This is a genomic window from Frankia sp. Hr75.2 (genome assembly GCF_949319125.1).
In the GTDB taxonomy this organism is placed as follows: Bacteria; Actinomycetota; Actinomycetes; order Frankiales; family Frankiaceae; genus Parafrankia; species Parafrankia soli.
The window spans coordinates 22,554-34,479 of sequence record NZ_CASGGV010000293.1 but is presented as its reverse complement, the minus strand read 5'-3'; the positions used below and the strand labels follow the sequence as shown (position 1 = coordinate 34,479).

At 71.5% G+C, this 11,926-nt stretch carries 7 protein-coding genes; 3 read left to right on the top strand and 4 right to left on the bottom strand.

Translation table 11 applies throughout. From position 1 onward, the window contains the following. Nucleotides 1-31: 31 nt before the first annotated feature. Nucleotides 32-1,837, bottom strand: coding sequence for an NAD+ synthase (locus AC559T_RS22260; protein ID WP_112106825.1), 1,806 nt, complete (start codon nucleotides 1,835-1,837; stop codon nucleotides 32-34). 252 nt (nucleotides 1,838-2,089) lie between these two features. On the opposite strand from AC559T_RS22260, the gene AC559T_RS22255 reads away from it, so the two are divergent. Together AC559T_RS22255 and AC559T_RS22250 are read left to right on the top strand one after the other, a co-directional pair. Next, nucleotides 2,090-3,448, top strand: coding sequence for a glutamine synthetase family protein (locus AC559T_RS22255; RefSeq protein WP_071065381.1), 1,359 nt, complete (start codon nucleotides 2,090-2,092; stop codon nucleotides 3,446-3,448). Between the two features lie 109 nt (nucleotides 3,449-3,557). Next, entirely contained in the window at nucleotides 3,558-6,707 is a 3,150-nt protein-coding gene (locus AC559T_RS22250) for a bifunctional [glutamine synthetase] adenylyltransferase/[glutamine synthetase]-adenylyl-L-tyrosine phosphorylase (protein ID WP_112106826.1), read from the top strand. Between the two features lie 1,146 nt (nucleotides 6,708-7,853). On the opposite strand, the gene AC559T_RS22245 is transcribed toward AC559T_RS22250, so the two are convergent. After that, complete coding sequence (locus AC559T_RS22245) at nucleotides 7,854-8,009, bottom strand: hypothetical protein (RefSeq protein WP_165938730.1); 156 nt, start codon at nucleotides 8,007-8,009, stop codon at nucleotides 7,854-7,856. Between the two features lie 216 nt (nucleotides 8,010-8,225). On the opposite strand from AC559T_RS22245, the gene AC559T_RS22240 reads away from it, so the two are divergent. Next, nucleotides 8,226-8,738: a hypothetical protein gene (locus AC559T_RS22240; protein ID WP_498869984.1), complete on the top strand. Its 513-nt coding sequence runs from the start codon at nucleotides 8,226-8,228 to the stop codon at nucleotides 8,736-8,738. Between the two features lie 86 nt (nucleotides 8,739-8,824). Here AC559T_RS22240 and glnII read toward each other — a convergent pair whose 3' ends face one another. Continuing rightward, nucleotides 8,825-9,895: a glutamine synthetase GlnII gene (gene glnII / locus AC559T_RS22235; RefSeq protein ID WP_071065378.1), complete on the bottom strand. Its 1,071-nt coding sequence runs from the start codon at nucleotides 9,893-9,895 to the stop codon at nucleotides 8,825-8,827. Nucleotides 9,896-10,377: 482 nt separating this feature from the next. Then, nucleotides 10,378-11,802: a type I glutamate--ammonia ligase gene (gene glnA / locus AC559T_RS22230; protein ID WP_020459379.1), complete on the bottom strand. Its 1,425-nt coding sequence runs from the start codon at nucleotides 11,800-11,802 to the stop codon at nucleotides 10,378-10,380. Nucleotides 11,803-11,926: the final 124 nt, after the last annotated feature.

The window sequence follows — 11,926 nt, the reverse complement described above, 5'->3', positions numbered from 1 at the left end:
CAGGCCGTCCGCGGGCGGGGCCGCCCGGCGGTCAGCCCGCAGAGTGGTCGCGCTCGCGCCAGCGAGAGGTGATCGGCAGCCGGCGGTCGCGGCCGAACGCCTTGGACGTCACCTTCGGCCCGGGCGGGTTCTGCCGGCGCTTGTACTCGGCGAGGTCGACCAGGCGGATCACCCGGTCGACCGTCGCCGGGGCGTGGCCCGCCGCCGTCAGCTCGGCCCGGCCGAGGTCGTGGCTGACGTAGTCGTCGAGCACGGCGTCGAGGACCGAATAGTCCGGGAGGCGGTCGGAGTCGAGCTGGCCGGGGGCGAGCTCCGCCGACGGCGGCTTGACGATGATCTCCTCCGGGATGGGCGGGACCTCGCCGCGGGCGACCGCCCGCGCGTTGCGCCAGCGGGCCAGCGCCCACACGTTGGTCTTCGAGACGTCCTTGATCGGGGCGAACCCGCCGGCGCTGTCGCCGTAGAGGGTGGAGAAGCCGGTGGCCAGCTCGCTCTTGTTCCCCGTCGTCAGAACCAGGTGGCCGTGCTCGTTCGACAGCGCCATCAGCAGCGTCCCACGGACCCGCGCCTGCAGGTTCTCCGCGGCCAGCCCGTGCAGGCCGCCCGCGGCCGCGAGCGCGGCGTGGAAGGCGGCCACGGTCGGCTCGATGGGGACGACGCTGTGCCGGGTCCGCTGCCGGCGGGCGAGCTCGGCGGCGTCGTCCAGCGAGCCCTGGGACGAGTGCGCCGACGGCATGGCCACGGTGTGCACGGCGTCCGGGCCCAGGGCGTCCACCGCGATCGTGGCCACCAGGGCCGAGTCGATGCCGCCGGAGAGCCCGAGCGCCACCGAGCGGAAGCCGTTCTTGCGGACGTAGTCGCGGGTCCCGGTGACGACGGCGGCGTACAGCTCGCCGGCGGGGTCGGGCCGGTCGGCGACCGTCGCCGGGCGCGGCTCCCAGGCCGGCAGCGGATCGGCGGCGAGCACGACGCGGCTGACGGCCATCGTGGTGCCGTCGCCGGCGTCCACCGGCCCGTCCGGGCCCGTCTCCGGGCCCACGCCGGTGCCGGCGCCTTCGGGCAGATCGAGATCGACGGTGAGCAGGGTCTCGGCGAAGACCGGCGCCCGGGCGAGGACCTCGCCGCCGGCGTCGACGACCAGCGAGTCGCCGTCGAAGACCAGCTCGTCCTGGCCGCCGACCAGGTTGACGTACGCCAGCGTCGCGCCGGCCTCGCGGGCGCGGCGCGCGCACAGCTCGTCCCGGTGGTAGGACTTGCCCTGCTCGTACGGTGACCCGTTGATACACAGCAGCAGCCCGACCCCGACCTCGCGGGCCACCGCGACCGGGCCGCCCTCCTGCCAGAGGTCCTCGCAGACGGTCAGGCCGACGTCGACGCCGTGCAGCCGGAACACCGGGAACGTGGTGCCCGGCACGAAGTAGCGGAACTCGTCGAACACCCCGTAGTTGGGCAGGTGGTGCTTGGCCGAGCGGGCCGCGACCCTGCCCTGCCACAGCACGGCGACGCAGTTCTGCGGCTCCCCGGCCGGACGTCCGACCGCCGGCGCCGGGGTCGGGGAGGCGTCGAGGTAGCCGACGACGACGGCGATCTCGCCGGCGCCCTCCTCGGCGAGCCGGACCGCCAGGCGCTCGAGGGCGGCGGCGGAGGCGGCCACGAAGGAGCGGCGCAGGACGAGATCCTCGGCCGGGTAGCCGGTCAGCGTCATCTCGCCGAACACGACCAGGTGCGCGCTGCGGGCGAGTGCCTGCTTGGTCCAGGAGCTGACCAGCTCCGCGTTGCCGTCCAGGTCTCCGACGGTGGTGTCCACCTGGGCGAGGGCGATCCGCAACTGGGCCATACAGGCAGCGTAGGCCGCGATGCCCCGGCCCGGCGGTGTCGCGGCGGGGGTGGGTACGAGCGGTTGCGGCGGCGCAACTTCGCTGTAACGTCAGGCGCGTCGGGTCGGATCAGTCGCTACTCTCGGGTCAAAGTACCCGGGGGCGCCGCGCCCCGGCTCGGAGTATCGGGCGGCGGCGCATCCGGGGGAAGATCACCGGAAGTTGACTCGGGGAGCCGTGCCGACGAGTCCACACCTCAGCGCGGAGGGCTCATGGACAAACAACAGGAATTCGTTCTTCGCACCCTCGAGGAACGCGACATCCGGTTCGTCCGGCTCTGGTTCACCGACGTCCTGGGGGTGCTGAAGTCGGTCGAGATCGCGCCGGCCGAGCTGGAGGGCGCGCTCGCCGAGGGCATCGGCTTCGACGGCTCCGCGATCGAGGGCTTCGCGCGGGTGCACGAGGCGGACATGCTCGCCCGGCCCGACCCGTCGACCTTCCAGGTGCTGCCGTGGCGCGGCGAGCACCCGATGACCGCCCGCATGTTCTGTGACCTGGTCATGCCGGACGGGACGCCCGCGGTCGCGGACTCCCGCTGGGTGCTGCGCCGCACGCTGGCGAGGGCGGCCGACGCCGGGTTCACCTTCTACACCCACCCCGAGATCGAGTTCTTCCTGCTCAAGCACCCGCCGACGCGCGGTGGCCCGATGCCGCCGCCGGTGGACGAGTCGGGCTACTTCGACCTGACCCCGAACGACATCAGCCACGACTTCCGCCAGCAGGCCATCGGCGTGCTGGAGCGGCTCGGGATCTCGGTGGAGTTCAGCCACCACGAGGTCGCGCCGGGCCAGCAGGAGATCGACCTGCGCTACGCCGACGCGCTCACCATCGCCGACAACATCATGACCTTCCGGCAGGTGATGAAGGAGGTGGCGCTGCGCCAGGGCATCTACGCGACGTTCATGCCCAAGCCGTTCAGCGACCAGGCCGGGTCCGGCATGCACACCCACATGAGCCTGTTCGAGGGCGACCGCAACGCCTTCCACGACCCGACCGACGAGTACCAGCTCTCCAAGGTGGCCAAGGCGTTCATCGCCGGGCTGCTGGTGCACGCGGCCGAGATCACCGCGGTCACCAACCAGTGGGTGAACTCCTACAAGCGGCTGGTCGGCGACCAGCGTGCCGGTGAGCTGATGGAGGCGCCCGCCTACGTCTGCTGGGGCCACAACAACCGCTCGGCGCTCATCCGGGTGCCGCTGTACAAGCTCAACAAGTCCAACGCGGCCCGGGTCGAGTTCCGGTCACCGGACAGCGCCTGCAACCCGTACCTGACCTTCGCGCTGATGCTCGCCGCCGGCCTGCGCGGGGTACAGGGCGGGTACGACCTCCCGGCACCGGCGGCCGACGACGTGTGGACGCTGACGGACGCGCAGCGCCGGGAGCGCGGCATCACCGCGCTGCCCGGGTCCCTCGCCGAGGCGATCGCGACCATGGAGACGTCCTCGCTCGTCCGGGAGACCCTCGGTGACGAGCTGTTCGACTTCTTCCTGCGCAACAAGCGCTCGGAGTGGATCGAGTACCGCAGGCAGGTCACGCCGTTCGAGATCGACCGGTACCTCCCGACCCTGTGAGGAGCCGGCGGCCGCGGGCCGCCGCTCCTCCGGAAGACGCGCCCATGCCCCACCAGACGTCCGTACCCCACCGGGTGACCGCGCCCGGCCGGCTGACCGTTCCCGTCAGATGACCGTCCCGGCCGCTGACCGGCGGCGCCACACGGCCGCCGCGCAGCTTGCCCGGCTCGGCTTCTCCGACGTCGAGCGGGTCGCCGCGACCATGCGGCGGATCGGGCTGCTGCCGGTGGATGACGGCGCGGGCGGGTTCGCGGTGAGCGCCGTCGTCGGCGAGCTCGCTGCCGCCGCCGATCCCGACCGGGCGCTGCGTTGCCTCGACCGGCTGCTGGACGCATTGAACGCCCAGGACACGCCGGACGCCCAGGACACGCTGGCGGGCGCGCGGCTGCTGACCGCGCTCGCCAGCCGGGCGGGCCTGCGCCGCCGGCTGGTCGCGGTGCTGGGCGCGAGCTCCGCACTGGGTGATCATCTCGTCGCGCACCCCGGGGACTGGGCGATCCTGGACTCCGACGAGGCGATGACCGGCCCGGTCGATCCGGTGGCGGCCCGCGGCAGGCTGCTGCGGGCCGTCGGCGCGGACCCGGGCGCCGTCGAGCCCCGCGCCCGCGGCGCCGGCCCGGACGTGCTGGACGCGCTGCGCCTGGCCTACCGGCGCGCCCTGCTCGTCCTGGCCGCGCGGGACCTCACCGGGGCGGTGACCCTCGACGACGCCACCGCCGAGCTCGCCGCCCTCGCCGGGGCCGCCCTCGACGCCGCCCTCGCCGTGGCCCGCGCCGGGCTCGGGCCTGGCGACGTCCCCGTCCGCCTCGCCGTGATCGGGATGGGCAAGTGCGGCGGGTGCGAGTTGAACTACGTCAGCGACGTCGACGTCCTGTTCGTGGCCGAGCCGGTACTGACGCCGAAGGCGGCGGCTGGGACTGAGACGGCGGCTGGGACTGAGACTGTGCAGGCGCGGATGCCGGAGGCGGCGCCGGGTCTGGAGGCGGTGCTGCGCACCGCGACGCGGCTCGCCGAGGGGGTCGTCCGGGTCTGCGGCACGCCGACCGCGGCCGGCGAGCTGTTCCAGGTGGACGTCAACCTCCGCCCGGAGGGGCGGCACGGCGCGCTGGTGCGCACCCTCGACAGCCATCGGGCCTACTACCGGCGCTGGGCCCGGACCTGGGAGTTCCAGGCCCTGCTCAAGGCCCGCCCGATCGCCGGTGACACCGAGCTCGGCCGGCGGTTCGCCGCGATGGTCGCCCCGATGGTGTGGACGGCGGCCTCCCGCCCCGGGTTCGTCGCCGACATCCGGGCCATGCGGCGGCGGGTGGAGCGTTCGCTGTCACGCTCCGAGGCCGACCGCAACCTCAAGCTCGGCCCCGGCGGGCTGCGCGACGTCGAGTTCGCGGTGCAGCTGCTGCAACTGGTGCACGGCCGGGCGGACGCCAAGCTCCAGGTCGCGTCCACCCTGGACGCCCTCGACGGGCTGGCGCGCGGCGGGTACGTCGGCCGCCGCGACGCCGCCGGGCTCGCCGACGCCTACCGGTTCCTGCGCGCGGCCGAGCACCGGCTGCAACTACAGCGGCTGCGCCGGCTGCACACGCTGCCGCGCGATCCCGGGGAGCTGCGCTGGCTGGCCCGGTGCATGGGCCTGCCGGGCGCCACCGAGCTGGAGGCGGAGCACCGCCGGGTGGCCCGCTTCGTCCGTTCCCTGCACGAGAAGCTCTTCTACCAGCCGCTGCTGGAGGCCGTGGCCCGGCTGTCCGCGGAGGAGATGCGGCTGACCCCGCAGGAGGCCGCCGACCGGCTGGCCGCGCTCGGCTTCGCCAACCCGGCCCGCTCCCTGCGTCACATCGAGGCGCTGACGAACGGCGTGAGCCGCACGGCGGCCATCCAGCGGCACCTGCTGCCGGCGATGCTGCCCGCGTTCGCCGACGCCCCTGAGCCCGACGCCGGGCTGCTGGCGTACCGGCAGGTCAGCGAGGCGCTCGGGCGCACCCCCTGGTACCTGCGGCTGCTGCGGGACTCCGCCGGCGCCGCCGACCGACTCGCCCGGGTGCTGGCCACCAGCCGCTACGTCGCCGACCTGATGGCCCGGGCGCCGGAGTCGGTGCGGCTGCTGCGCACCGAGGAGGAGCTGCGCCCGGTGCCGCGGGAGGCGCTGGTACGCACTCTGCTCGCGGTCGCGCACCGCAACCCCGACGCCGAGGACGCGGTCGGTCGGGCCCGGGCGGTGCGCCGGGTGGAACTGGTCCGGGTGGCCTGCGCGGACCTGCTGGGCCTGCTCGACGTCGGCGCGGTCGGCCGGGCCCTCTCGGACGCCGCCGCGGCCACGATCGAGGCCGCCCTGCTGACCGCGCGCCGCCAGGTCGCCGGCGTCAGCGGTGGCTCGGACGGGCTGCCCGTCCGGCTGGCCGTCGTCGCGATGGGCCGGCTCGGCGGTGGGGAGCTGTCCTACGGCAGCGACGCCGACGTGCTCTTCGTCCACGAGGCGGAGCCCGGGGTCGGCGAGGCGCGCGCGGCCCGGCTCGCCGCCGAGATCATCGGTGAGCTGCACCGCCTGCTCGCGCTGCCAGGGCCGGACCCGCGGCTCACGCTCGACGCCGCGCTGCGCCCGGAGGGACGCAGCGGGCCGCTGTCCCGCACGCTCGAGGGCTACGCGTCGTACTACGACCGGTGGTCGCTGGCGTGGGAGGCTCAGGCCCTGCTGCGCGCCCAGCCGCTGGCCGGCGACGCGGAGCTCGCGGGCCGCTTCTGCCGGCTCGTCGACCGGGTCCGCCATCCGCGCGGGCTGCCCGCCGGCACGATCGCCGAGACCGTGCGGCTGCGCGGGCGGATGGAACGGGAACGCATCCCCCGCGGCGCCGACCGCGCCCTGCACGTGAAGTTCGGCCCGGGCGGGCTGACCGACGTCGAGTGGACGGTGCAGATCCTCCAGCTCGGCCACGCCTGGCGGCTGCCGGACCTGCGCACCACCGCCACCCGGGACGCCCTGCGCGCCGCGGCCCGCGCGGGCCTGGTCACCGCGGGCGAGCTCGCCGCCCTGGACGCCGCCTGGACGCTCGCGTCCCGGGTCCGCAACGGGATCATGCTCACCTCCGGCCAGGCCGGGGACCTGCTCCCGGCTGGCCCGCCCGGTCTCGAGCGGGTCGCCCGCGCGCTGGGCTACCCGGCGGAGGCGGTGGGCGAACTGCCCGGTGACTACCGCCGCGCCGCTGCCCGCGCCCGCTCGGTGGTGGAGGACGTCTTCGCCCGCGAGCAGCACATCGCTCACGGCTGACTGGCTCCGCGGGGGCGGCGACGGCGACGGAGCCGGTGGCGGCCGCCGCGGGCCCGCGGGGCGTTCCGGCGGCGGGGACGTCTTGAGGAACTGGTCGGGCGACCAGGGACGCAGGAAGCGGACACGCACAGACAAAGGGCGTAGCTGGCGATCGCCGCCGTCTCGGGGCTGACTCCGAGGAAATGCGTGGCGAGCGCCGTGAGTGCCATTGGAGCGAGCGGCGCGCTCAGCTGCGTGTAGTCACGGTTGGGATGGGGCATGCTGTTCCCTCTCTTAGGTACCCGCGTACCGTCGGTATGCCGGCATCCATAAGACTGTCCGGGAACGCTCCTGGCAATAGAAACAACTAGCGGACGTGAAGATGCGTTTCTGTGGCGACGAAACTCGAATTGAGACGGGAGTTGCGACGATGTTGCAAGGGGTTGTTACCGCGGTGTCAGCGATGCGGAGGAACCCGGAGACCAGCTGCCCTGCAGTGCTTCTGACCTGTTGCAACGAGATGGTCAAGGAGTCGGAACGTGCGTGACGGCAGGGCCTCCAAGGGCGGTCGTGTTCCGCGGGTCGCCGTGGGCGTCGAGCCGGACCACAGGGAGCTTCTGGATTTCTTCCACCTGCTCAAAAAATGTTTTGGGACGCCGCTGTACAAATGTTCGCTGGACCAGACGCCGGCCGGCAGGACCCGGGCGAACAGGCAATTCAGAGGAGAGGTTCCGCTTCGCTGGGAAGATGCCGAGCGTTATCTTCTCCTTCAGCCGGAACCGGTCCGGGAGAAGGTCCTGTGGATTGCGCGTGTCGAATACGTCCACTGGTCTGTAGGTTCACGGGCGAGACGAAGATGGCCGCTGAGACCGGACGAGGAAAAACTTGTCGAGGAGGTGCTGGCGGCCGGTGGGTTCGCCCGTCAGCTCGCCGCCGTACGGCGCGCGGTCGACCAGCTGCGACAGGGGCATTACGACCTGGCGGGCACCGGGGATGCGGGCAGTACCGAGGCGGATCTCCGACCGGACCCGGCTCGCCGCCGGCCGGGGGCCGTAAGCGGGTTGCTGCCAGCGCCGAGGGCAGACGCACCCACCCCGGTTACCCGAGGACACTGCCGGGGCGCCGGCACAGGCCCTTGAGGCGGCTGCGGAGGCGATCGCAGACGGACTACGTCATCGCCTCATCGAGCTGGAAGCCGTCGTCGAGCGTCAGCGGGGCGAGATCGTCACGGCTCTCACCCGCCAGGTCGAGGCCACCCGCCGGGCCGAAACCGCTGAGAGTCGCGCCCGAGAGGCGTACGGACAGAAAGAAGTCCTGCGCCATCAGGTTGAAATGCTCACCCGGGAACTGGCCCGGCGAACGGCCGCGGCCAACGTGGTCTCGGCCGCGCGGCAATCGTCAGCGCCACCGCCGACAGGTCGCGGGGTTATGCAGCCGTCGACGGCCGTGCCCGGACCGGGGCCTGCCCGCCCACCGCGTCTCGGCTGGCGAGCCAGAGCGGGCCTGCGGGCCGCCGTCCTGATCATCGCTATGGCGAGAATGATCGCCTTCGAGACGGTCGGTCCGCGTACTCCGCAGGAGCACCTGCAGGCGATGGCCCGAACGGGAGACCGTGTGGATCGCCTTCGAGCCTCGGCCGTTGTGGGGCTGTTCGAAGGCGTCTCGTACGACTTGGCCTACGACCTGACTCCTGGGCGCATCCGCGCCGAGACGATCTTCACTGTCTCTGACGGGGCTGTCGCCCATGCGTTCAGCGCTCTACCAGAGCTGACCGGGGACCAGGGGCGCTGCGGCGGCCTACAGGTCCACTACGCAGTCTTCGCGGGCGCCGCTGGCCTCGTGACAGAGGGCGATCTTGATCTGGACGCGGCCCGAAGCCGGGATCTGATCAAGTGGAAGTCCTTTGTGTCAAGCAGAACCATCGAACTCATCGTCGACACCCCCGCGGTGCCCACCGGTTGCGGTGCCACCCTCGATTTCAACGAGGCGGTCGTCCGTATCGCTCCGTTTCAGCCGGCGGGCGATGTGGGCGCGGTCAGCGGGCTGCGCTGATCTCGGCAATCAGGTCCGTAGCCCCCGGCGGGTCGCCGGAGGCCACGGACCTGTCGTGTGACGCCAGGCCGCACGCGGCCTGGCGGTCAGACCTTGGCGGTCGCGTCGGCGGTCTGCGACGGCACGAACAGGGTCGGCTTGTCGCCGGCCAGCGCGCTGCAGCAGGTGTCGACGATCAGCGAGGAGACCACGTACGGGTCCATGTTGGCGTTCGGCCGGCGGTCCTCGATCCAGCCCTTCTTGGCCTTCTCGACGGCCCACGGGATCCGGATCGACGCACCGCGGTCCGAGGCGCCCCAGGAGAACTTGTTCCAGGGGGCGGTCTCGTGCTTGCCGGTCAGCCGCAGCTCGATGCCGTCACCGTAGTGGGTGACGTGCTCCATCACCCGGGTGCCCAGCGCCTCGCAGACGGCGACGATGGCGTCCCAGCTCTCCATGGTCTGCTTGGTGGAGAAGTTGGTGTGCGCGCCGGCGCCGTTCCAGTCACCGGCCATCGGCTTGGCGGCGAACGACACCGACGCGCCGAAGTCCTCGGCGATCCGGTGCAGCAGCCAGCGGCCGACCCAGATGTGGTCGCCGATCGCGGGGGTCGGCAGCACGCCGATCTGGAACTCCCACTGGCCCATCATGACCTCGGCGTTGGTGCCCTCGATCGCGAGGCCGGCGTCCAGGCACGCCTGGGTGTGCTTCTCGACGATGTCCCGGCCGGGCATCTTCTCGCCGCCGACGCCGCAGTAGTACGGGCCCTGTGCCTCGGGGTACCCGGCCGCCGGCCAGCCGAGGGGACGCCCGTTCTGGAAGAACGTGTACTCCTGCTCGATGCCGAACATCGGTGACATGTCGGCGTACTTCTCGGCCACCGCCCGGGCGGCGGCGCGGGTGTTCGTCGGGTGCGGGGTGAAGTCGGTCAGCTGGACCTCACACAGCACGAGCACGTTGTCGCCGCCGCGCAGCGGGTCCGGGCAGGTGAAGACAGGCTGCAGGACGCAGTCGGAGTTCGAACCCGGGGCCTGGTTCGTGCTCGAGCCGTCGAAGCCCCAGATCTCCGGCTCCTTGCCGCCCTTGACGATGCGGGTCTTGCTCCGCATCAACGGCTCAGGCTCGGTGCCGTCGATCCAGATGTACTCGGCCTGATAGCTCTTCGACTTGGAGCTCACTCGTACTCCCCGTGGTTGACGTGGCACGTGACGGAGCGACTGTGTGATCGGCCGGGGGAGGGCCGACCCCGGCCGCGACTGACGCAGGGTTCGTCCGGAGCTTCGTCGGGCCTCGTTTCCAATCAGTTCCCGGGGTGTTAATTCTCGGTCACCGGGGTGTTGCTGCACGGCCATAGTCGCGGCGCGGAAGCGAATACCCGCCGGTTCGCGGGAACCACCCCGGAAAAGCTGCCGTAACGACGGACGGCCCGTGCCCACGGGTTCGTGGACACGGGCCGTCCGTCATCAGCTGATATCCGCCCACCGTCGCCGGCGGTGTTCGGGGAAGGGCCAGCCGCAGGTCGCAGCGGCTGTCGGGTGGGTGGCGCCGGGGGTGGGCCGTAGGTCATACGAGAAGCCCCCGGCGCCGCTCTCGCCAGGTGTGGTGGGAGTCCGCCCGCCCCGTTGGTGGCGCCGCTCCGGACCGGGAGGGATATCGCGGTCTAGATGTCGTAGTAGAGGCTGAACTCGTACGGGTGCGGGCGCAGCCGGATGGCGTCGACCTCGTTCACCCGCTTGTAGTCGATCCAGGTCTCGATGAGGTCGGGGGTGAAGACGTTTCCTTCACGGAGGAACTCGTTGTCGGCCTCGAGGGCGTCGAGGACCTTCTCGAGTGAGCCGGGCACCTGCGGAACGGCGGCGAGCTCGTCCGGCGGGAGCTCGTAGAGGTCCTTGTCGATCGGGTCCGGCGGGTCGATCTTGTTCTTCACGCCGTCCAGGCCGGCCATCAGCATCGCGGCGAACGCCAGGTACGGGTTGCAGCTCGGGTCCGGCACCCGGAACTCGACCCGCTTCGCCTTCGGCGAGTCGCCGCCGAGCGGAATCCGGCAGCACGCCGAGCGGTTGCGCGCCGAGTAGACGAGGTTCACCGGGGCCTCGTAGCCGGGCACGAGCCGCCGGTAGGAGTTCGTGGTCGGGTTGGTGAACGCGAGCAGGGCCGGCGCGTGGTGCAGCAGTCCGCCGATGTAGTAGCGCGCGGTGTCGGACAGGCCGCCGTACCCGTTCGGGCTGTAGAAGAGCGGCTCGCCGTCCTTCCACAGGCTCTGGTGGGTGTGCATGCCGGACCCGTTGTCCTCGAAGAGGGGCTTGGGCATGAAGGTCACGGTCTTGCCGCGGCTGCGCGCCACGTTGCGGATCACGTACTTGTAGAGCATCAGGTTGTCGGCCGTCTTGAGCAGCGTGTCGTACCTGATGTCGATCTCGGCCTGGCCGGCGGTGCCGACCTCGTGGTGCTGCATCTCGACGGTGATGCCGACCTCGAAGAGCACCCGGGTCATCTCCGAGCGCAGGTCGGTGAAGTGGTCCGTCGGCGGCACGGGGAAGTAGCCGCCCTTGAACCGGGGCTTGTATCCGAGGTTGCCGCCCTCCTCCTTCCGCGCGGTGTTCCACGCGGCCTCCACCGAGTCGACCGCGTGCATCGACCCGTAGGGGTTGTAGTCGTAGCGGACGTCGTCGAAGATGTAGAACTCGGCCTCGGGGCCGAAGTAGGCGGTGTCGGCGATCCCCGTGCCGCGCAGGTAGGCCTCGGCCTTCTTGGCGATGTTGCGCGGGTCGCGCGAGTACTGCTCCTTGGTGATCGGGTCGTGGATGAAGAACGTCATTGCGAGGGTGGGGTGCTCGCGGAACGGGTCGACAAACGCCGTCCGAGGGTCCGGAAGGAGCAGCATGTCAGATTCATGAATCGCCTGGAATCCGCGGATCGACGATCCGTCGAACATGAGCCCATCGCTGAAGACCGACTCGGAGAAAACCTCCGTGGGGATTGTGAAGTGCTGCATCACCCCGGGAAGGTCACAGAATCGTACGTCAATGAACTGAACGCCTTCGTCCCGGATATAACGGAGCACGTCGTCGGCGTTTGTGAACATCCACCCTCCAGCGTTTGTCAGGTATCCATGGACTGACAGGGTACGCTCCGGTCGGTTGCGTGATGTGACCGCATGGCGTACCGGGGATATCACCGGGTTGTTTCCGAGATGTTACCGTAACGGC